18 protein-coding genes are annotated in these 20,031 nt (G+C 70.1%); 9 read left to right on the plus strand and 9 right to left on the minus strand.

Annotated features, from left to right (window positions below; all coding sequences use genetic code 11):
* Nucleotides 1–37: 37 nt before the first annotated feature.
* Nucleotides 38–1,315, plus strand: coding sequence for a glycosyltransferase family 4 protein (locus K1J60_RS18245; RefSeq protein ID WP_220651531.1), 1,278 nt, complete (start codon nucleotides 38–40; stop codon nucleotides 1,313–1,315).
* A 26-nt stretch (nucleotides 1,316–1,341) separates the two neighbouring features.
* Here the strand turns inward: K1J60_RS18245 and K1J60_RS18250 are convergent, their stop codons facing one another.
* The 4 genes from K1J60_RS18250 to K1J60_RS18265 all read right to left on the minus strand — a co-directional run bounded on the left by K1J60_RS18250 (nucleotide 1,342) and on the right by K1J60_RS18265 (nucleotide 4,420).
* Nucleotides 1,342–1,962, minus strand: a complete 621-nt coding sequence (locus tag K1J60_RS18250; RefSeq protein WP_220647129.1) for an FMN reductase — start codon at nucleotides 1,960–1,962, stop codon at nucleotides 1,342–1,344.
* Nucleotides 1,959–3,092, minus strand: a complete 1,134-nt coding sequence (locus K1J60_RS18255) for an LLM class flavin-dependent oxidoreductase (protein ID WP_220651532.1) — start codon at nucleotides 3,090–3,092, stop codon at nucleotides 1,959–1,961. The genes K1J60_RS18250 and K1J60_RS18255 overlap by 4 nt, the downstream gene beginning before the upstream one ends.
* Before the next feature lie 381 nt (nucleotides 3,093–3,473).
* Nucleotides 3,474–3,644: a hypothetical protein gene (locus K1J60_RS18260; RefSeq protein ID WP_220647130.1), complete on the minus strand. Its 171-nt coding sequence runs from the start codon at nucleotides 3,642–3,644 to the stop codon at nucleotides 3,474–3,476.
* Nucleotides 3,644–4,420 (minus strand): SDR family NAD(P)-dependent oxidoreductase, encoded by a 777-nt coding sequence (locus tag K1J60_RS18265; protein WP_220647131.1) that lies wholly within the window; start codon nucleotides 4,418–4,420, stop codon nucleotides 3,644–3,646. The genes K1J60_RS18260 and K1J60_RS18265 overlap by 1 nt, the downstream gene beginning before the upstream one ends.
* A 105-nt stretch (nucleotides 4,421–4,525) precedes the next feature.
* Here K1J60_RS18265 and K1J60_RS18270 point away from each other — a divergent pair, with 105 nt between their 5' ends.
* Nucleotides 4,526–4,969, plus strand: a complete 444-nt coding sequence (locus tag K1J60_RS18270; RefSeq protein WP_220647132.1) for an ester cyclase — start codon at nucleotides 4,526–4,528, stop codon at nucleotides 4,967–4,969.
* A 77-nt stretch (nucleotides 4,970–5,046) separates the two neighbouring features.
* Here K1J60_RS18270 and K1J60_RS18275 read toward each other — a convergent pair whose 3' ends face one another.
* Nucleotides 5,047–5,382 (minus strand): YnfA family protein, encoded by a 336-nt coding sequence (locus K1J60_RS18275; protein WP_220647133.1) that lies wholly within the window; start codon nucleotides 5,380–5,382, stop codon nucleotides 5,047–5,049.
* A gap of 199 nt (nucleotides 5,383–5,581) precedes the next feature.
* On the opposite strand from K1J60_RS18275, the gene K1J60_RS18280 reads away from it, so the two are divergent.
* Nucleotides 5,582–6,385 (plus strand): LAGLIDADG family homing endonuclease, encoded by an 804-nt coding sequence (locus K1J60_RS18280; protein WP_220647134.1) that lies wholly within the window; start codon nucleotides 5,582–5,584, stop codon nucleotides 6,383–6,385.
* A 44-nt stretch (nucleotides 6,386–6,429) separates the two neighbouring features.
* Here the strand turns inward: K1J60_RS18280 and K1J60_RS18285 are convergent, their stop codons facing one another.
* Nucleotides 6,430–7,623, minus strand: coding sequence for an RtcB family protein (locus K1J60_RS18285; protein ID WP_220647135.1), 1,194 nt, complete (start codon nucleotides 7,621–7,623; stop codon nucleotides 6,430–6,432).
* Between the two features lie 204 nt (nucleotides 7,624–7,827).
* On the opposite strand from K1J60_RS18285, the gene K1J60_RS18290 reads away from it, so the two are divergent.
* The 3 genes from K1J60_RS18290 to K1J60_RS18300 all read left to right on the plus strand — a co-directional run bounded on the left by K1J60_RS18290 (nucleotide 7,828) and on the right by K1J60_RS18300 (nucleotide 11,403).
* Nucleotides 7,828–8,730, plus strand: coding sequence for a DUF3558 domain-containing protein (locus K1J60_RS18290; protein ID WP_220647136.1), 903 nt, complete (start codon nucleotides 7,828–7,830; stop codon nucleotides 8,728–8,730).
* A gap of 113 nt (nucleotides 8,731–8,843) precedes the next feature.
* Nucleotides 8,844–9,815, plus strand: coding sequence for a hypothetical protein (locus tag K1J60_RS18295; protein WP_220647137.1), 972 nt, complete (start codon nucleotides 8,844–8,846; stop codon nucleotides 9,813–9,815).
* Nucleotides 9,816–9,975: 160 nt separating this feature from the next.
* Nucleotides 9,976–11,403: a DUF2637 domain-containing protein gene (locus K1J60_RS18300; protein ID WP_259407777.1), complete on the plus strand. Its 1,428-nt coding sequence runs from the start codon at nucleotides 9,976–9,978 to the stop codon at nucleotides 11,401–11,403.
* 74 nt (nucleotides 11,404–11,477) lie between these two features.
* Here K1J60_RS18300 and lysS read toward each other — a convergent pair whose 3' ends face one another.
* On the minus strand, nucleotides 11,478–13,220 hold the full coding sequence (gene lysS / locus K1J60_RS18305) for a lysine--tRNA ligase (RefSeq protein WP_220647139.1): 1,743 nt from the start codon (nucleotides 13,218–13,220) through the stop codon (nucleotides 11,478–11,480).
* Between the two features lie 347 nt (nucleotides 13,221–13,567).
* On the opposite strand from lysS, the gene argS reads away from it, so the two are divergent.
* Together argS and K1J60_RS18315 are read left to right on the plus strand one after the other, a co-directional pair.
* Nucleotides 13,568–15,352 (plus strand): arginine--tRNA ligase, encoded by a 1,785-nt coding sequence (argS, locus tag K1J60_RS18310; protein WP_220647140.1) that lies wholly within the window; start codon nucleotides 13,568–13,570, stop codon nucleotides 15,350–15,352.
* A 435-nt stretch (nucleotides 15,353–15,787) separates the two neighbouring features.
* Complete coding sequence (locus K1J60_RS18315; protein WP_220647141.1) at nucleotides 15,788–16,597, plus strand: DUF4253 domain-containing protein; 810 nt, start codon at nucleotides 15,788–15,790, stop codon at nucleotides 16,595–16,597.
* A gap of 11 nt (nucleotides 16,598–16,608) precedes the next feature.
* Here K1J60_RS18315 and K1J60_RS18320 read toward each other — a convergent pair whose 3' ends face one another.
* On the minus strand, nucleotides 16,609–17,889 hold the full coding sequence (locus K1J60_RS18320; RefSeq protein ID WP_259407778.1) for an aminotransferase-like domain-containing protein: 1,281 nt from the start codon (nucleotides 17,887–17,889) through the stop codon (nucleotides 16,609–16,611).
* A gap of 128 nt (nucleotides 17,890–18,017) precedes the next feature.
* On the opposite strand from K1J60_RS18320, the gene K1J60_RS18325 reads away from it, so the two are divergent.
* Complete coding sequence (locus tag K1J60_RS18325; RefSeq protein ID WP_220647142.1) at nucleotides 18,018–18,950, plus strand: phosphotransferase family protein; 933 nt, start codon at nucleotides 18,018–18,020, stop codon at nucleotides 18,948–18,950.
* Nucleotides 18,951–19,055: 105 nt separating this feature from the next.
* Here the strand turns inward: K1J60_RS18325 and K1J60_RS18330 are convergent, their stop codons facing one another.
* A complete protein-coding gene (locus tag K1J60_RS18330; protein WP_220647143.1) occupies nucleotides 19,056–19,958 on the minus strand; it encodes an SAM-dependent methyltransferase in 903 nt (300 codons plus the stop codon).
* Nucleotides 19,959–20,031: the final 73 nt, after the last annotated feature.

Below are 20,031 nucleotides of genomic sequence, written 5' to 3' on the forward strand. Positions count from 1 at the left end.
CTCATCCCGTCGGGAAGGTAGGGCCTTGAGCCGCCGCATGAAGATCGTGTTCCTGCTGCACAACGCGTACGCCATCGGCGGCACCGTCCGTACGACGCTGAACCTGGCGTCGGCGCTCGCGGACCACCACGACGTCGAGATCGCCTCGATGGCCCGCCACCTGGACGAGCCCCGCTTCGCGGTCGACCCGAGGGTCCGGCTCGTCCCCCTGGTGGACATCCGCCCGTACAGCCCCGACCTGCGCGATCCGGCCCAGGCGCAGCCCGCGACGGACTTCCCGGCCGAGGACAAGCGGCACCGTCAGTACAGCCGTCTCACCGACCTCCGGGTCCGCTCCTATCTGGCCCGCTGCGGCGCGCACGTCGTCATCGGCACCCGCCCCGGCATCAACGTCTACGTCTCCCGCTTCGCGCCCCGCCGCGCCCTGCGCATCGCCCAGGAACACCTGCGCCACGACGCCCACTCCAAGCAGCTCCGCAAGGCCCTCGCCCGCCACTACCGCACGCTGGACGCGGTCGTCACGACGACGGCCGCCGACGCGGCGGTGTACCGCGCACGGATGAAACTGCCGGGCGTACGGGTGATGTCGGTGCCCAACATCGTCCCGGAGGCCGGGGTCGCCCCGTCGGACTGCTCGGCCCCCGTGATCGCGGCCGCCGGCCGCCTCGCCCGGGGCAAACGCTTCGATCTGCTTCTGGAGGCGTTCGCGAAGGTCGCCACGAAGGAACCCGACTGGCAGCTGCGCATCTACGGCGGCGGCAAGCAGCAGGGGCGCCTGGAGGCCCTCGTCCAGGACCTCTGCCTCACCGACCGGGCGCATCTGATGGGCCCGCACACCCCCATCGAGGAGGAGTTCGCGCGGGCCTCCATCGTCGTCAGCGCCTCCGACGCCGAGTCCTTCGGCATGACCCTCGTCGAGGCCATGCGCTGCGGGGTCCCCGTCGTCAGCACCGACTGCCCGCTGGGCCCCGCCGAGATCATCACCGACGGCGTCGACGGCCGCCTCGTCCCGGTCGACGACCCGCACGCCCTGGCGGATGCCCTGCTGGACCTCACCGCGGACCCCTCGCTGCGCCGCGCCATGGGCCGAGCCGCCCTCGAGAGCGCCCACCGCTACGACCCGGGCCCAGCCGTCACCAAGTACGAACACCTCTTCGCAGAACTACGCGAAACGAGGCTCCGGCGCACGTGGGAACGGGAATCGACGAGGGCGAGGGGCTGGCTGCGCCGCCGGGTGCGCGCTTGGACAAAAGTCACCGGGTCTTTCAGGGGCGCGGGGAACCGCGCGAGCAACCACACACACCGCGCGGCCTGAATCCCACCGCACCCCCACGGCGCAGCTCAGCCCCGAAGGGCCGCCAACTGCTCCTCGAAGGGCACGACAACGAACCCCTCGGTCTCTGTCCCGGACTCGGGCGCGGACTCGAACGGCGGCGCCACCCGCCGGGACAGCCCGGCCATCAACCCGGCCAGCTCGGACGCCGCCCGCTCGATCCGCCCGGCCAGCCCCTCCGCGCCCCAGTCCTCCGACGCGGCGTACACCCCCGTGGGCACCACGACGGCCCGCAGATACGCGAACAGCGGCCGCATCGCGTGCTCCAGCACCAGCGAGTGCCGAGCCGACCCGCCGGTCGCGGCGATCAGCACCGGCTTCCCGGCCAGCGCGTCCCGGTCCAGCACGTCGAAGAAGGACTTGAACAACCCGCTGTACGACGCGGAGAACACCGGAGTCACCACCACGAGCCCGTCGGCCCCCGCCACCGCGTCCGACGCGGCGGCGAGCCGCCGGCCCGGGAACCCGTTCGTGAAGTTGTGCGCGATCTCCACCGCGAGGTCCCGCAGTTCGACCACCTGCACCTCGACCGAGGCGTCCTGGGCGACCACGGCGGCGGCGAGCCGGTCGCCCAACAGCCGCGTGGACGAGGGCACACTCAGCCCCGCCGAGACGACGACGAGCTTCACGACACACTCTCCTTCTTCTCCGCGTCCTTCTTCTCCGCGTCCTTCTGCTCGGCGTCCTTCTGCTCCGCCGCCAGCAGCGACCCGTGGGTCGGCGCGTCCGGCACGTCCGCCGGGCGCCCCTTCGCGAACTCCTCGCGCAGCACCGGCACGACCTCCTCGCCGAGCATGTCGAGCTGTTCGAGGACGGTCTTCAGGGGCAGCCCCGCGTGGTCGAGGAGGAACAGCTGCCGCTGGTAGTCCCCGGCGTACTCGCGGAACGCCAGCGTCTTCTCGATCACCTGCTGCGGCGAGCCGACGGTGAGCGGCGTCTGGTCGGCGAAGTCCTCCAGGGAGGGCCCGTTGCCGTAGACCGGCGCGACGTCGAAGTACGGCCGGAACTCCCGTACCGCGTCCTGCGAGTTCTTCCGCATGAAGATGTGACCGCCGAGGCCGACGATCGCCTGTTCGGGCGTGCCGTGCCCGTAGTGGGCGTAGCGCTGCCGGTACAGCTCGACCATGCGCTTGGTGTGGTCGGCCGGCCAGAAGATGTTGTTGTGGAAGAAGCCGTCGCCGTAGTACGCGGCCTGCTCGGCGATCTCGGGCGAGCGGATGGAGCCGTGCCAGACGAACGGCGGTACGCCGTCCAGCGGGCGCGGCGTGGAGGTGAAGCCCTGCAGCGGCGTGCGGAACTTGCCCTCCCAGGTGACGACGTCCTCGCGCCACAGCCGGCGCAGCAGCGCGTAGTTCTCGATGGCGAGGTTGATGCCCTGCCGGATGTCCTGCCCGAACCACGGGTAGACCGGACCGGTGTTCCCGCGCCCCATCATCAGGTCCACCCGCCCGTCGGCCAGGTGCTGGAGCATCGCGAAGTCCTCGGCGATCTTCACCGGGTCGTTGGTGGTGATGAGGGTCGTGGAGGTGGAGAGGATCAGCTTCTCGGTGCGCGCGGCGACATAGCCGAGCATCGTGGTCGGCGACGACGGCACGAACGGCGGGTTGTGGTGCTCACCGGTGGCGAAGACGTCGAGGCCGACCTCCTCCGCCTTCAGCGCGATCTCGACCATCGCCTTGATGCGCTCGCGCTCGGTCGGCGTCCGGCCCGTGGTGGGGTCCGGCGTCACATCACCGACGCTGAAGATCCCGAACTGCATCATGGCTGCCACCCTCTCCAGGTTGTTTACGATTCAACTATACCCATGAACGAGGGCGCCGCTCTCCCTATTCCTGAGGGGTCCACCGCGGAAGGTGCAGGGCAGGGGTCGGGTCCGCGGGATCCGGGTCCGCGGGCATCCAGGTCCGCGGGCATCCAGGTCCGCGGACATCCGGGTCCCGGGCATCCAGGTCCGCCCGGACGGTCTTCCGCCCCTTTGCCCGGGCCCACCCCACGCCGCACTGGACCGGCGCCGCCGCGTACACCCGCCGGAGGCGTTCCCCACCGCTCAGGCCCAAGCCCCGGCCTCGATGCCTGCCTCTACCCCGTGCGGACGCGGTCGACGAGGGGCCCGGCGAGGTCGACCTGCGGGTCGGGGCGGCTACTTCGCGTGCATGACCGCGTAGATCATCACGAACGCCACGAGGTGGATACCGAAGAGGAAGTACGCGAGGTACCACCACACATACCGCTCGTTCTTCTTCTCCTCGGCGAGGCGACGCCTCTCGGGTGTCAGGTCCTCGTCGGGAGCCGGAGCGCCCTCGGCCGCCATCACGACTTCCGGTGGACCTTGGTGTTGGAGGCCTGGGCGCGGGGGCGCAGGACGAGGAGGTCGACGTTCACATGGCTGGGCCGGGTGACCGCCCAGGTGATCGTGTCGGCGACGTCGTCGGCGGTCAGGGGCTCCGCGACGCCCTCGTAGACGCTCGCCGCCTTCGCCGCGTCGCCGCCGAAGCGGGTCAGCGCGAACTCGTCCGTCTTCACCATGCCGGGCGCGATCTCGATCACTCGCACCGGCGTCCCGACGATCTCCAGCCGCAGCGTCTCCGCGAGGACGTGCGCGCCGTGCTTGGCGGCGACATAGCCCGCGCCGCCCTCGTACGTCCCGTGCCCGGCCGTCGACGACACCACGACCACCGTGCCGTCACCGCTCGCGGTCAGCGCGGGCAGCAGGGCCTGGGTGACATTCAGCGTGCCGATGACGTTCGTCTCGTACATGGTGCGCCAGTCGGCCGGGTCGCCGGTCGCCACCGGGTCGGCGCCGAGCGCGCCGCCCGCGTTGTTGACCAGCACACCGATCTTCTTGAACGCGGTCGCGAACTCGTCCACCGCCGCCCGGTCCGTGACGTCCAGGGCGTAGGCCATGGCCTCTCCGCCCGCCTTGCCGATCTCCTCGGCGAGCGCCTCGATCCGATCCTTGCGCCGCGCGGTCAGCACGACCCGGTACCCGGCCGCGGCCAGCTGCCGGGCCGTGGCGGCGCCGATCCCGCTGCTCGCACCGGTGACGACGGCGATGCGGGAGGCGGCGGACGGTACGGCGGTGGCCATGAGCTGCTCCTGGGGCGGTACGAATCGAACGTCGGTCTCTGCCCGGCCAGGATAGGCGGGCGGTGGGACAATGACAGAGGTGATCCCCGGTACAGGAGGTGGATCATGGGACAGGCGCGCGAGCTGATGGACCAGCTCACCGAGGCGCTCACCACACACCAGGACCCCAAGACCGTCGCGAACCTCTTCGCGGAGGACGCGGTCGCCCACACCCCGGACGGCGGAGAACTCCACGGGCGGGACGCCATCGCCGACTACTGGCAGCAGATGACGGACGCCATGCCCGGGGCCAGGTACGAGTCGCTCTCCTCCTTCGAGGTCGGCGACACCGCCATCGACGAGGGCATCTTCAGCGGCACCAACAGCGGCCCGCTGGCGTTCCCCGACGGAACGTCCATCCCCGCCACCCACAAGGACATCAGGATGCGCGGCGTGGACTTCGCCACGGTCCGGGACGGCCAGATCACCAGCTACCGGCTCTACTTCGACCAGCTGGAATTTATGAACCAACTCGGCCTGCTACCGGAGGAATTGACACAGCCGTCGTAGGCGACAGCCGTCGTAGGCGACAGCCGTCGTAGGCGACAGCCGTCGTAGGCGACAGCCCTCCTGAGTGACAGCCGCCGTCACCCCCCGCGCGGCGCGTACATGATCACGGCCATGCCCGCGAGGCAGATCAGCGCGCCCGTCACGTCCCAGCGGTCGGGCCGGTAGCCGTCCGCGACCATCCCCCAGGCGATCGACCCGGCCACGAAGATCCCCCCGTACGCGGCGAGGATCCGCCCGAAGTGCGCGTCCGGCTGGAACGTCGCCACGAACCCGTACGCCCCCAGCGCCACGACCCCGGCCCCGATCCACACCCACCCCCGGTGCTCCCGCACCCCCTGCCACACCAGCCAGGCCCCACCGATCTCGAACAACGCGGCAAGCACGAAGAGGGCGGCGGAGCGGGCGATCACCATGCCAGTAGCTTCGCACGGCCATAACTCACAAGGGTGAACCCTCTCGATCACTCACCCGCCGCCCGAACTCCCGACCTAGGCTCGCGCCACAACATCAACACGACGGCCCTCGGCCGGGCGGCATCCCGGGCCGAGGGCCTGACCAGCACGGAAGTGGAGCTTCCCTGTGGCTGAATGCGAGCCTAACGCTACGGAGTTCATGGACCTCACGGTCCCCGCGTACGCGTACATGTTCGGCTTCTTGCAGATGGACGGGCATCTGGCCAAGGGACTGGGCCAGAAGGGGCGTCTCACAGTCGAAATCACCGCTCAAGACGTCGAACTCCTACGGCGGTTCCAGAAGCTGACGCCGTACTACAGCAGTATCACCGAGCGGGTACGTTCCACGAACTTCGCCGAAACCCACAGTTCAGTCACGTGGAGCTTGTGCTCCCTCGAAGCCAGAACCCGTCTCAACGACCTCGGCCTGCCCTATGGCCGCAAGTCGACGACGGTGTCCCCGCCTCGCGGCGCGTTCTCGCGTCTCGACTACCTTCGAGGCGTGATCGACGCCGACGGCTCGGTCGGATATACAGCCAAGGGTTTCCCCTTCATCTCTCTCACCACGGCCAGCACGGCCATCGGCACGTACCTGTGCCAGTACGCGAAAGAGATCACAGGCGCCGAACGAACCCTCAAGCGCAACATTCGGGACAGCATCTACAACGTCCTATACACCATGGAGTTGGCCCAGCGACTGGCCGCCCACCTCTACTACCCTGGCTGCCTGGCCCTGCAGCGCAAACACAACGTCGCCGACTCACTCGCGTCCTGGGAACGCCCTGTGGGCATGAGGGCGGCCTACACGAAACGCCCCTGGAGTCGGCATGAAGACCGGATCCTGCTGGAACTGAGCAGCCCGAAGGCAGCAGGCGAGAGACTCGGTAGGACCACCCAGAGCTGTAGTCTGCGCCTCTGGCGCCTGCGTACCGGTCAAGTTCCGCTACCGGCCAGCGAACAGTGAGCCGAGGGGCCCGAGCCAACGATGGCTCGGGCCCCTCGCGTAGTTCAACCCTTCACACACACGACCTGCTTCAGCTTCGCCACGACCTGCACGAGGTCGCGCTGCTGGTCGATGACCTGCTCGATCGGCTTGTAAGCACCAGGTATCTCGTCAACGACACCCGAGTCCTTACGGCACTCGACGCCTCGCGTCTGCTCCTCCAGGTCTTTCGTGGAGAAGCGACGCTTGGCTGCGTTGCGGCTCATGCGCCGACCGGCGCCGTGCGAGGCCGAGTTGAACGCCTTCTCGTTACCGAGGCCCTTGACAATGTACGTGGCCGTCCCCATGGAGCCCGGAATGATCCCCAGGTCACCGTCCCCCGCCCTGATTGCGCCTTTGCGGGTCACGAGCAGGTCCATGCCCTCGTATCGTTCCTCAGCCACATAGTTGTGGTGGCAGCTGACCTCCATCTCGAAGGTCGGCCTGGCCTTCTTGAATTCCTTGCGGATCACGTCCTTGAGGAGCGCCATCATGACCGAGCGGTTGTACTTCGCGTACTCCTGAGCCCAGTAGAGGTCGTGGCGGTAAGCCGCCATCTGCTGAGTGTCCGAGACGAAGACAGCAAGGTCACGGTCGACCAGGCCCTGATTGTGCGGAAGCGTCTGGGCCACACCGATGTGATGCTCGGCCAGTTCCTTGCCGATGTTCCGAGATCCGGAGTGGAGGGTGAGCCAGACAACACCCTCAGTATCGAATGAGACTTCAAGGTGATGATTTCCCGCTCCAAGCGTCCCCATCTGCAGAGCCGCCCGATCCCGCCGGAACTTCACCGCGTCGGCAACCCCGTCGAACCGCCCCCAGAACCCGTCCCACCCCCCGGCGGCGAAGCCGTGCAGGTCGCCCGGATCGACGGGGTCGTCGTGCATCCCCCGGCCCACCGGGATCGCCTGCTCGATCTTCGACCGCAGTCGGGACAGGTCGCCGGGAAGGTCGTTGGCCGTCAGTGACGTCTTCACCGCCGACATCCCGCACCCGATGTCCACCCCCACCGCCGCGGGACACACGGCCCCCCGCATCGCGATGACGGACCCGACCGTCGCGCCCTTGCCGTAATGCACGTCCGGCATGACGGCGAGGCCCTTGATCCAGGGGAGGGTGGCGACGTTGCGGAGCTGCTGGAGGGCCCCCTCCTCCACCGACGCGGGGTCGGTCCACAGGCGGATGGGTACCTGCGCACCCGGTATCTCGACGTACGACATATCGCCCTCATTCCCCCGGAAAACAGATCAAAGTCGCAGAACGCAAAACCGTCGCCAAGGTCAACGAAAGGGATGCCGGACCGGCGTTCACAGCAGTGCGTGCGATACACATGGTGCCCGGGGGTCACCCCCGGACGGCAAGTGAATAACCACAGGCAGGACTGCGCAGGCGTCCCGAGGGACCCCGTCGAGAGGAGCCCGACCGTGCAGCGGAAGGCGTACGTACCCGGCGTCGCCGTGCTCCTCGCGGCCCTGCTGGCCGCGTGCACGGGATCGAGCGACGACGGTTCCACCGACGACCCCCGCCCGGGCGAGGCCACCACCTCGGCCACCGTCGCCCAGCCCGGCCGCTACGACACGCTCCCCGAACCCTGCGGCTCGATCGACCAGAGCACCCTCGACACCCTCCTCCCCGGCATCGAGCAACTCCCCGGCGCTGCCCAGCGCGAGCAGGCGTACGAGGGCGAGGCGACGCAGACGTACGACACGGACCGCAAGGCCGGCTGCCGCTGGAAGGTGGAGTCCACGGACGCCACCCACTATCTCTTCGTCGACTTCGAGCGCGTCGTGTCGTACGACAACGCGGTCAGCGACGACAGCAAGGCGCAGGAGGTCTACGGCGGAAGGGTGGAGGCGGCCGATCTGCCGGAACCGACGCCGACCGTCCCGGAGGGGGACGGCGAGGGCACGGCGACGACGGGGAACGGCACCGATGACCCGTCGGCGGACCCCTCGGCCTCCGCTTCCCGCTCGACGTCCCCTTCTCCCGATTCCTCGAACGCCTCCGATGCATCCAATTCATCGGGTTCATCTGGTTCGTCCGATTCATCCGGGGCCGCCGGATCCTCCACCCCCTCCGCCACCGGGACCCCCGCCTCCCTCCAGCCGCGCACGCTCGACGGTCTCGGGGACGAGGCGTTCCTCGACGACGCGCTCGGAACGAGTGGGCAGCGGACCGTGACTGTGGTGTTCCGCACGTCGAACGTGCTCGTGACGGTGGAGTACGAGGAGCAGCCGGCGACCACGACGGCGGTGCCGGACAGCGAGGAAATGCAGGACAGGGCCCGGAATCTGGCGGAGCGGCTGGCGGAGGCGTTCGACGACTGAGGGGCGCTCGGGGGTGGTTCGGGCGCACATGCGAACCACCTGAACCAGAACCGCACTTCTTCTTCACCGCGTACGGTGGCCTCTCGGAGACCCGATCCGATTGTGAAGGAACCATGCAACGAGCCGCAGAGTCAGATCAGCATCAGTCGTCGCGCATCGCGCCTTCGGTGCGGGTGACGCGTGTCGGACGTCGCGGGCGTCCGGGCCGGGCCCGGGTTCTCGCGGGCGCGGCGGTCGTGCCCGCGATGCTGCTGGCGGTCGGCTGCTCGTCGGACTCCGGATCCGACAGCGCCTCCGGTGACGAGACGCCGGCGGGGCTGAACCAGTCGGCGACGGAGAGCGCCACGCCGGAGGTGGTCGCGGCGAAGTACGCGTCGCTGCCGGACGCGTGCGAGGTGTTCCCCGACAAGACGCTGAAGTCGTTGGTGCCGGAGGGCGTGAAGTCCGGGAAGGCGATCAACAAGGCCGAGGCGGACGTGTCCGGCGACTGCCGCTGGATCAGCCTCGACAACAACGGTGTGGACGGCTCCCAGTACCGCTGGCTGAGTGTCTCCCTGCACCTGCTGGCCTCGGACGCGGCGAACGGCCCGGGCGAGGACCGCGCGGCCAAGGCGTTCGATTCGAAGGTGACCGCGGCGAAGGCCGTGGACGGGGCGAAGAACGTCAAGACGGAGCCGGCGACGGGCCTGGGTGACCAGGCGACGGTGGTCAAGTACGACCTGAAGAAGGACGGGGACACCTTCAAGCAGCAGACGATCGTGGTGCGCACGGAGAACGTGGTCGTCACGCTCGACTACAACGGTGCCGGTCTGGCCGGCGAGAAGACACCGGATGCGGCCGCGCTGCTGAAGTCCGCGAAGTCCGCCGCCAAGGACGCCGTGGAGGCGGTCGAGGAGGCGAACGACGGGAAGGACGCGTCGCCGTCGCCGTCGAAGAGTGCCTCCAAGACACCGTCGCAGGACTCGACGAAGGCGTCGTCGTCGGGCGGTTCCGGTGCGGACGTGAGTTCCGACTCGGACGGTGGCTCGGATTCCGATTCGGACTCGGGTTCGTCCACCTCGGGCAGCCGGAAGAGCAAGTCGTAGCCTCACCTCACCTGCTGATTCGTCGGAGCCCGGTGCCCGCCGGGGCCGGGCCCGATGCCATCCGGCAACCCGTTCGCCGTACACATGTGCCACTCTGTTGCGCGCAACAACACGCAAGGGGAGGGGAGTACGGGTGTCCGCGCCAATCCAGCTGACTCGCATGCACCGCGTTCTCATCGGCGTGGTCGTGTTCGGCGCCGTCATCATCGCCGGGATCGGCTTCGCGGGTTCGTACGCGGCGGTACGGGAGCTGGCCCTCCAGAAGGGCTTCGGGAACTTCAGTTACGTCTTCCCGATCGGCATCGACGCCGGCATCTGCGTCCTGCTGGCCCTGGATCTGCTCCTGACGTGGATCCGCATCCCCTTCCCGCTGCTGCGCCAGACGGCGTGGTTGCTGACGGCGGCGACGATCGCGTTCAACGGCGCGGCGGCCTGGCCGGACCCGCTGGGCGTCGGCATGCACTCGGTGATCCCGATCCTGTTCGTCGTCGCGGTCGAGGCGGCCCGGCACGCGGTCGGCCGTATCGCCGACATCACCGCCGACAAGCACATGGAGGGGGTCCGCCTCACCCGCTGGGTCCTCTCCCCCGTCCCCACCTTCCTCCTCTGGCGCCGTATGAAGCTCTGGGAGCTGCGCTCCTACGAGCAGGTCATCAAGCTGGAGCAGGAACGTCTCGTCTACCAGGCCCGCCTCCGCTCCCGCTACGGCCGGGCCTGGCGCCGCAAGGCCCCGGTGGAATCCCTGATGCCCCTCCGCCTGGCCCGCTACGGCGTCCCCCTGGCGGAAACGGCCCCGGCGGGCCTGGCGGCGGCAGGAATAGAACCTGCGGTGCTGCCGGCGGCACCGCAGGTCGACATCGGTGCAGCCGCGGGCAGTCGAGCCACCGGGGCGACGCGGGTGGGCGTGACGGCACCTCCCGGCGAGCAGCGCCCCCAGCTGGAGAGCACCCCCGCCCAGCGGCAGCCGGAGTACGCCGAGTACCGGGAGCAGGGCCACGCCGAGCAGGAACCCCCGGTCGACGAAAGCCCCTGGCTCCACGCCCGCCACCCCCAGGAGGTCCCCTACCAGGGCGGCTACGACCCCTCGTACGAACCCGAGGAACAGTACGAGGAGTGGTACGAGGAGCAGGACCCCGAGCAGTACGGGCAGCACGAGCAGTACGGGCAGAACGGCCAGAACGGCTCGTACGAGCAGTACCAGCGCTTCGAGGGGGACCCCCGGGACCCCCGCTACCGGCAGCAGCAGTTCGACGCCCCCGAACTCCAGGGCCCCCCGCTCCAGGACCCCGACCTCCGGTCTCCGGAACCCTCCCCGGAGGAGACCGGCAGCTTCCCCATCCCGGCCGGCCCGAACCGCACCCGTGAACTGGGCGAGGGCGGCGGCGCCCCGGAGCCGACGGAGGAGGACTACTACCAGGTCTTCCGCGAGATCACCAAGGGCGGGAACGGAGCCCCCACCCCGCGCGCGCTCATCTCCGACATCGAGTCGACGTACGGCGTCACGCTCGAAGAGGCCGAGGCCAAGCGCATGGTGAATCGCTTCTCCAACCGCCTCAACGCGGAACTGACCGACGAGCACATCGCGTAACCGGCGCAGACACACATGAGGAGGGGCGCCCGGTGATGACCACCGGGCGCCCCTCCTCATGTCACGACGCGGCCTTACCCCCCGAGCAGGGCCCGCACCCGCTCCTGCCCCACCGCCAACAGCAGCGTGGGCAGTCGCGGCCCCGTGTCCCGCCCGACGAGCAGGTGGTAGAGCAGGGCGAAGAACGACCGCTGGGCCGTCTTGATCTCCGCCGGCAGCTCCTTGGGCGTGGCGTCCGCCGAGAAACCGGCCTGCACCTTGGGCACGCCGTAGACGAGATGCGTCAGCCCGTCGAGCGACCAGTGCTCGGCGATCCCGTCGAGCAGCAGCCGCAGCGACTGCTGGGACGCCTCGTCGAGGGACTTCAGCAGCTCGGCGTCGGGCTCCTCGCGCACGATGGTCCGCTGGTCGGCGGGCACCTGGGTGTTGATCCAGGCCTCGGCCTTGTCGAGCCGCGGCCGTACCTCGTCGAGGCCGGCGAGCGGGTCGGTGGGGTCGAGTTCGCTGAGGATGCGCAGGGTCTGGTCCTCGGCGCCCGCGGTGATGTCGGCGACGGACGCGAGGGTCCGGTACGGCATCGGGCGGGGCGTGCGCGGCAGCTCACCGGCGGCCGTACGCACCGCGCGGGAGTGCGCGGCGACATCGGCCGGCAGGGCGGTCCCGTCCGTGACCTTGGCGTCGAGCTTGTCCCACTCGTCGTAGAGCCGCTGGATCTCCTGGTCGAAGGCGATCTTGAAGGACTGGTTGGGCCGACGGCGGGCGTAGAGCCAGCGCAGCAGCTGCGGCTCCATGATCTTCAGTGCGTCGGCGGGCGTCGGCACGCCCCCCTTGGACGACGACATCTTGGCCATGCCGCTGATGCCGACGAAGGCGTACATCGGGCCGATGGGCTGCTCGCCGCCGAAGATCCCGACGATCTGTCCGCCGACCTGGAAGCTGGACCCGGGCGAGGAGTGGTCGACGCCGCTCGGCTCGAAGATCACGCCCTCGTACGCCCACCGCATCGGCCAGTCGACCTTCCAGACGAGCTTGCCGCGGTTGAACTCGTTCAGCGCGACGGTCTCGGAGAAGCCGCAGGCCGTGCAGGTGTAGGTCAGCTCGGTGGTGTCGTCGTCGTAGGCGGTGACGGTGGTGAGGTCCTTGCCGCAACTCCCGCAGTAGGGCTTGTACGGGAAGTACCCGGCGGTGCCGGAGCTGCCGTCGTCCTCACCGGCGGCGCCGGAGCCCTCCGCCGCCTCCAGCTCGGCCTCGTCGACCGGCTTCTGCGACTGCTTCTTCGCCGGGGCCTTCTTGGTGCGGTACTGGTCGAGGATCGCGTCGATGTCCCCGCGGTGCTTCATGGCGTGCAGGATCTGCTCGCGGTAGACCCCGGAGGTGTACTGCGCGGTCTGGCTGATCCCGTCGAACTCGACGCCCATCTCGGCGAGCGCGTCGACCATCGCCGCCTTGAAGTGCTCGGCCCAGTTGGGGTGGGCGGAGCCCTGGGGGGCGGGCACGGAGGTGAGGGGCTTGCCGATGTGCTCGGCCCAGGAGCCGTCGACGCCGTCGACGCCGTTCGGGACCTTGCGGTAGCGGTCGTAGTCGTCCCAGGAGATGAGGTGCCGGACCTGGTGGCCGCGGCGGCGGATCTCGTCGGCGACGAGGTGCGGGGTCATGACCTCGCGGAGGTTGCCGAGGTGGATCGGGCCGGACGGCGACAGGCCGGACGCGACGACGACCGGTTTGCCCGGGGCCCGACGCTCCGACTCCTCGATGACCTCATCCGCGAAACGGGAGACCCAGTCGGTGGTCTCGGTGCTCTGAGCCACGATCGGCACGTCCTCTTTTTTCCTGGAGTTTCCATGGCCGCCGGTTACGGTCCCGGGCGACCGCGCCATTCTCCCAGCCTTTCACTCCGCGGGTCGAACTGGGCACCCAATAACTCGGGGGTGCGGGTGGTCCTGCGAGTGCGGGTGCGGGGCCGGGTTCCGCGGGCCTGAGAAGCACGGGGCTCAGCCCCTGCTTTTCAGGGGCGCGGGGAACTGCGCGAGAAGCCTTCACGCACCCGCACCCGAAGCACGCACCGCCCCCACCACCACACCCCCGGGCACCCCAGAAAAACCGCTTTACCCCCGTGGGATACTGACCGTATCCGCCCGTACCCCGAGGAGAACGGCTCCCCCTGATGGCCCCGGTCACGTCCCTCACCGCCTCCGTCAACGCGCGCCTCGTCGACGCCCTCGCTTCCACCCTCCCGGAAGCCGACGGCGTCGACCCGCTGCTGCGACGCAGCGACCGGGCGGACTACCAGGCGAACGGGATCCTCGCTCTGGCGAAGAAGGCGAAGGCCAACCCGAGGGAGCTGGCGACCCAGGTCGTCTCCCGGGTGGAGTCCGGCGAGCTGATCGAGGAGATCGAGGTCTCCGGCCCCGGCTTCCTCAACATCACCCTCACCGACCAGGCCATCACCACGAACCTCGCGCAGCGGTACGCGGACGCGGACGCCCGCCTCGGCGTGCCCCTGACGGAGCACCCGGGCACGACGGTCATCGACTACGCCCAGCCGAACGTGGCGAAGGAGATGCACGTCGGTCACCTCCGTTCCGCGGTGATCGGTGACGCGGTCGTCCAGATCCTGGAGTTCACCGGCGAGAACGTGATCCGCAGGCACCACATCGGCGACTGGGGCACCCAGTTCGGCATGCTGATCCAGTATCTGGACGAGCACCCGCACGAGCTGGACCACAAGGACGCCGCCGGCGACCTCCAGGCGTCCGGTGAGGCCGCGATGTCCAACCTGGACCGGCTCTACAAGACGGCCAGGAAGCTCTTCGACTCCGACGAGGAGTTCAAGACGCGGGCCCGCCGCAGGGTGGTCGACCTCCAGGCCGGGGACCCGCACACCCTCGCCACGTGGCAGAAGTTCGTCGACGAGTCGAAGATCTACTTCTTCTCCGTCTTCGAGAAGCTCGACATGGAGATCCGCGACCCCGACATCGTCGGCGAGTCCGGTTACAACGACATGCTCGCGGAGACCTGCCGCCTCCTGGAGGAGCAGGGCGTGGCCGTCCGCTCGGAAGGCGCCCTGTGCGTCTTCTTCGACGACATCAAGGGCCCGGACGGCAACCCGGTCCCCCTGATCGTGCAGAAGTCGGACGGCGGCTACGGCTACGCGGCCACCGACCTGTCCGCCATCCGGGACCGCGTCTTCAACCTCAAGGCGAACTCCCTCCTGTACGTGGTCGACGCCCGCCAGTCCCTGCACTTCAAGATGGTCTTCGAGACGGCGCGCAGGGCGGGCTGGCTGAACGACGAGGACGTCAAGGCGTTCCAGCTCGCGTTCGGCACGGTCCTCGGCAAGGACGGCAAGCCGTTCAAGACCCGTGAGGGCGAGACGGTCCGCCTGGTCGACCTGCTCGACGAGGCGATCGACCGTGCCACCACGGTGGTGCGGGAGAAGGCCGAGAAGGTGGGCCTGACCGAGGAGGAGATCGTCGAGAACGGCCGGTACGTCGGTGTCGGCGCGGTCAAGTACGCCGACCTGTCGACCTCGGCCGTCCGGGACTACAAGTTCGACCTGGACCAGATGGTCTCGCTGAACGGCGACACGTCCGTCTACCTCCAGTACGCGTACGCCCGTATCCAGTCGATCCTCCGCAAGGCGGGCGAGGCCCGCCCGACCGCCCACCCGGAGCTCGGACTGGCCCCGGCCGAGCGCGCGTTGGGCCTGCACCTGGACCAGTTCGGCGAGACCGTGGCCGAGGTCGCGGAGTCGTACGAGCCGCACAAGCTGGCCGCCTACCTCTTCAAGCTGGCGACCCTGCTGACCGCGTTCTACGACCAGTGCCCGGTCCTGAAGGCCGACACCCCCACCCAGACGGAGAACCGTCTGTTCCTGGTCGACCTGACGGCCCGCACCCTGCACCGGGGCATGGCCCTGCTGGGCATCAGGACGCCCGACAAGCTCTGACCCAGGACAAGGAGAGGGGGCGGCCGTCGCGACGGCCGCCCCTTTTCCTGGGCCGGGGCGCGCGCGGCTCAGGCGTTCGAGAGGCGGGCGCCGAACTTCTGGCCGGCGAAGCTGGTGATGGCCTGCTTCTTCACCCTGACCCGTCCCGTCCCGTCCCGATCCGATCGAACCCGATCCGATTCGATTCGATCCGATCGCCAGGCTGTCGGCCGACCCGACCGGCACGCCTGCGGGCTCGCACTCCCACCCGGGGCTGCCGTGCGAGCCGGGCGACGGATCAGGCCACGGCACGCGCGGGCGGCACGCGCACGCCCCCCGCCCGCCCCGGCGACCGGGCCCACCCCACCTCGGCCCGCCGCACAACCGCCCGCCGCTCTCCCCGAACCGACGCCACCGGTCGGGCCGCTGTCAGTGGCGGCCCCTACAGTCACACGCATGGCGACACTTCCCAACCCGCTGCCCCAGCTGGCGGCCGACCCGAGCGGGCGCGTGCTCGGGCTTGAGATCCCGCTCCCGCAGGGGAGGTTGATCGACACGACGGACGAGGGCCCGTGGCACGAGCCGCTGCTGTGGTGCGCGGACGAGCCGGCGGCGCCGGGCGCCTGGGCCGCCGTCCAGCCCGCCCGCCGTACGGCGGGCCTGCTCCCGGTGCTGCTGGACGTCGGCGGCGCCCAGGGCGGGCCCCAGGAGTGGGAGTTGCTGCCCGGCGAGATGTCCTACCCCGGCGACCACGACGCCGACGAGGTCCTGGCCGAGTTCTGGGACGCCTGCGCCACCACGGACGACCCCGACTGGCCGGGCCTCGGCAAAGCCCCGACGCCCGCCCCGGAGGCGGTGACCGACCCCGACGTCCTCGCCGCCGAGACCGCCGACGCCCTCGTCGAGGACCCGGCACGGCTGAAGGACCCCCGCCTCGCCCTGGTCCCCGCCCGCCGCAGCGCCGACATCCCGGCGGCCATCGGCTGGACCGGCCCGACGAACCACGAGAACGACGTGGCGAGGCTCTGCGCGGTCCTGCGCTCCTGGGAGGACCGCTTCGGCATACGCGTCGTCGCCCTCGCCTACGACCACCTCGTCCTCTCCGTGGCCACCCCGCCCACCACCGAGGCCGAGGCCGAAGCCCTGGCGGCCGAACACTTCGCCTTCTGCCCCGACAACATCTGGCAGGGCACGGCCGACGGCACCCGCGGTTCCTACGCCCGCACCCTCCTCCGCGAACCCCTCTGGTCCTTCTGGTGGGACTGAGGGGGTAGCCGTCATCCCCGCAGCCCCACCCCCAGGCGCCGCAGCCCCTCCCGGATCTCCTCCGGCGTCTGCGTCACGAAGCACAGCCGCAGCGTCGACCGGTCGGGCTCGCCGGCATAGAAGGGCGCCCCGGGCACGTACGCCACGTCCCGCGCGACGACGCGCGGCAGCAGCGCGGTGGTGTCGTGGGAGGAGGGGAGGCGGGCCCAGAGGAACATGCCGCCCTCGGGACGGTTCCACGTGGAGCCCGCCGGGAGCGCTTCGGCGAGGCCCGCGAGCATGGTGTCGCGCCGCTCCCGGTAGGCGTCGGCGACCCGGACGACATGGGCGTCCAGATCACGGTCGGCCAGATAGCGCGCCGCGGCGAGCTGGTTGACGGTCGGCGTGTGCAGGTCGGCCGCCTGCTTGGCGACCGCGCACGCCCGCCGCAGCCCCGCGGGCGCGCGCAGCCAGCCCAGCCGCATCCCGGGGGCCATGACCTTGGAGAAGGAGCCCAGTAGCGCCGTACGGTCCTCGGCGCCCGGGTACGAGGCGATCCACGGCACCCGGTCGCCCTCGAAGCGGAGTTCGCCGTAGGGGTCGTCCTCGACGATCCACAGTCCGCGCCGGGCGGCCACGGAGGCGACGGCCGCCCGCCGCTCGGCGGGGAGCGTGCGCCCGGTCGGGTTCTGGAAGGTGGGCACGGTGTAGAAGAGCTTCGGCCGGTGCCGTACCACCGACTCCTCCAGCGCCACCGGGTCCACCCCGTGCGCGTCGCCCGGCACGGCCACCACCCGCGCCCCCGCGAACCGGAACGCCTGGAGTGCCGCGAGATAGCAGGGGTCCTCGACCAGGACGACGTCCCCGGGCTCCAGCAGCGCGGTGGCGAGCAGCGACAGCGCCTGCTGCGAGCCGGTGGTGACGAGCACTCCGTCCGCGCCGGTCGCCAGCCCGCGCGCCCCGTACCGCGCCGCGAGCGCCGCCCGGAGCACCGGTTCGCCCTCGGTCGTCGCGTACTGCAGTGCGCGCCCCGCGGACTCGGCGAGCACATCGCGGTAGGCGGCGGCTATCCCCTCCGTGTCGAACAGCTCCGGCGCGGGCAGTCCACCGGCGAAGTTGACGACTTCGGGACGCGAGGTGACGGCGAGGATGTCTCGAACGGGGGAACCGCCGACGGCCGCGACCCGCTCCGCGAAGCCGGGCACGGCCGCCCCGGCGCCCGCCCCACCTTCGTCCCCCGAACCGCCCCCGGCCCTCGTCTTCGCGACAAACCCCACGTCATACGCGGCACGCACGGCATCCACGGCACCCATCCCACGGCTCCTTCGCCACACCCGGACGGCACGACCCCGCCCCTGCCCGCACCCTAGACAGGTGCATGCCCCCTACACCCACCATTTCCGCGATGCGGACGGCCGTCGCCACCCCCTAGGCTGCGCGCATGCTGCCCAGCGTGGACACGAACGACGAGTTGGAAGAAGTCGTCGGTGACGAGGCACTGCTGCGACCCGCTGCCCAGGATCTCTGCGGTCAGCTCGGTCTCGCAGGCGCGCGGATCGTGCGTTTTCCCGAGGGCTCGCTGCCGGTGTACGCCGTCGGCGACGCCCTCGTCCTCAAGCTGTATCCGGGTTTCGAAGCCGCGCAAGCCGTCCGTGAGGCCCGCCTGTTGTCGATCCTGTGGGGCAAACTCCCCATCCCCACACCCAGGTTGCACTCGGCGGACCAGTACAAGAACGGCTGGCGCTACGTGCTGATGTCCCGGCTGCCCGGTGAGGACCTCAACGAGGCCTGGCCCCGGATCCCCCGGCCGGATCAGGAACGCATCGTCGCCGAGGCCGCCGAGGGCCTGGCCGCCCTGCACGCCCTGGACGCCTCGCCGGTCGTCCCGCTCACCGGGCCGCCGGACTGGGGCGGCTTCCTCGCCGCCCAGCGCGCGGCGGCGGTCGAACAGCAGCGGAGCGGCGGTCTCACAGGCCCCTGGCTCGAACAGATCCCGGACTTCCTCCGCTCGGTCCCCCTGCCCGCCGCGCGCCGCCCGGTGCTGCTGCACACCGAGTTCATGCGCGAGCACCTCACCGTCGACCCCCATGACGGCTGGCGCCTGACCGGCCTCTTCGACTTCGAGCCGGCCATGGTCGGCGACCCCGCCTACGACTTCGTCAGCGTCGGCCTCTACCTCACCCGAGCCGACCCCACCCTCCTGAAGCTCTTCTACGAGGCCTACGGCCACCCCCCGTTCGACCCCCGCGAGCTGATGGCCTACACCCTCCTGCACGTCTACAGCGACCTGAACTGGTACCTGCGCAGCCTCCCGGCCCCGCCCAGCCAGACACTGGACTCCTTGGCGGAGACGTGGTTCGGAACGGGGGGATGACACCTGAGGGATCGGGGGTGAAGGGGGCCCGGCCCCCTTCAGGCACGCGGGGAACTCCGCGACCAGCCCCCACTCACCCGCACCCGACCACCCACCCGTCATCCCTCAGCGCTTACGCCCCACCGCCGCGTACACATTGATGTCCGCGTCGGTCACATCATTGATGTCCCGATACCGAACCCGCTCGATGTCGTCCATCCCGGCCAGCACATGCGGCTCCACCGCCTCGGGCACCGGCGCACCGTCCGAGAACCGCCAGTGGTGCGCCGGCACCACCCCGGGCTCGTCCACCACGAGCCCGCTCTCCTCGAAGAACCGCGCCACCTGGTCCTTGGACCGCAGCACGAAGGTGAACCCCCGCTTGGTGTAGGTCTCCTGGACGGCGCGGATCTTCGCGGGGTTGAGGTCCTCGGTCAGATGACTGAGGACCAGCCGGCTCCCGGCGGGCAGCGCCCGCACCAGCTCCCGCACGACGCGGTACGCCTCGTCGTTCTCCACGAAATGCAGGATCGCCACCAGGCACAGCGCGATCGGCCGGTCGAAGTCGAGCGTCTTCGCGGCCGCTTCGAGGATCCCCGCCGGTGACGTGAGGTCGGCGTCGATGTAGTCCGTGGCCCCCTCGGGCCCGCTCGTGAGCAACGCGCGCGCGTGGGCGAGCACCACCGGGTCGTTGTCGACGTACACGACCCGTGAGTCGGGGACGATTCCCTGGGCGATCTGGTGCACGTTCTCGGCGGTCGGCAGCCCGGTGCCGATGTCGAGGAACTGCCGGATGCCCTCGTCCCTGGTGAGCGTGGTCACCGCCCGGCGCATGAAGTCACGGTTGTGGCGGACGTCCAGGTAGCCGCGCGGATTGGCGGCCAGCGCCGCGGCGGCCGCCTCCCGGTCCACCGGGTAGTTGTCCTTGCCGCCGAGGAAGACGTCGTAGACCCGTGCCGGGTGCGCCTTGGTGGTGTCGATTCTCCGCCGCAGCTCGGCGGGGTCCTGGCTGAGCGCGTCACCGGCCATGAATCTCTCCCTGGGGGTCGGTCATTGAATGACCAACAACCTAACGCCCCAGGGGAGTTGCCGCGTCACGTCG

Source organism: Streptomyces akebiae (assembly GCF_019599145.1).
Classification (GTDB): domain Bacteria; phylum Actinomycetota; class Actinomycetes; order Streptomycetales; family Streptomycetaceae; genus Streptomyces; species Streptomyces akebiae.

Excerpts from the sequence above, each read along its gene's own strand:
- K1J60_RS18245 (WP_220651531.1), top strand. The coding sequence starts at position 38 with ATGAAGATCGTGTTCCTGCTGCACAACGCGTACGCCATCGGCGGCACC.
- K1J60_RS18255 (WP_220651532.1), bottom strand. The coding sequence starts at position 3,092 with ATGCAGTTCGGGATCTTCAGCGTCGGTGATGTGACGCCGGACCCCACC.
- K1J60_RS18260 (WP_220647130.1), bottom strand. The coding sequence starts at position 3,644 with ATGGCGGCCGAGGGCGCTCCGGCTCCCGACGAGGACCTGACACCCGAG.
- K1J60_RS18265 (WP_220647131.1), bottom strand. The coding sequence starts at position 4,420 with ATGGCCACCGCCGTACCGTCCGCCGCCTCCCGCATCGCCGTCGTCACC.
- K1J60_RS18270 (WP_220647132.1), top strand. The coding sequence starts at position 4,526 with ATGGGACAGGCGCGCGAGCTGATGGACCAGCTCACCGAGGCGCTCACC.
- K1J60_RS18275 (WP_220647133.1), bottom strand. The coding sequence starts at position 5,382 with ATGGTGATCGCCCGCTCCGCCGCCCTCTTCGTGCTTGCCGCGTTGTTC.
- K1J60_RS18280 (WP_220647134.1), top strand. The coding sequence starts at position 5,582 with ATGGACCTCACGGTCCCCGCGTACGCGTACATGTTCGGCTTCTTGCAG.
- K1J60_RS18285 (WP_220647135.1), bottom strand. The coding sequence starts at position 7,623 with ATGTCGTACGTCGAGATACCGGGTGCGCAGGTACCCATCCGCCTGTGG.
- K1J60_RS18295 (WP_220647137.1), top strand. The coding sequence starts at position 8,844 with ATGCAACGAGCCGCAGAGTCAGATCAGCATCAGTCGTCGCGCATCGCG.
- K1J60_RS18300 (WP_259407777.1), top strand. The coding sequence starts at position 9,976 with ATGCACCGCGTTCTCATCGGCGTGGTCGTGTTCGGCGCCGTCATCATC.
- argS (WP_220647140.1), top strand. The coding sequence starts at position 13,568 with ATGGCCCCGGTCACGTCCCTCACCGCCTCCGTCAACGCGCGCCTCGTC.
- K1J60_RS18315 (WP_220647141.1), top strand. The coding sequence starts at position 15,788 with ATGGCGACACTTCCCAACCCGCTGCCCCAGCTGGCGGCCGACCCGAGC.
- K1J60_RS18320 (WP_259407778.1), bottom strand. The coding sequence starts at position 17,889 with ATGGGTGCCGTGGATGCCGTGCGTGCCGCGTATGACGTGGGGTTTGTC.
- K1J60_RS18325 (WP_220647142.1), top strand. The coding sequence starts at position 18,018 with ATGCTGCCCAGCGTGGACACGAACGACGAGTTGGAAGAAGTCGTCGGT.
- K1J60_RS18330 (WP_220647143.1), bottom strand. The coding sequence starts at position 19,958 with ATGGCCGGTGACGCGCTCAGCCAGGACCCCGCCGAGCTGCGGCGGAGA.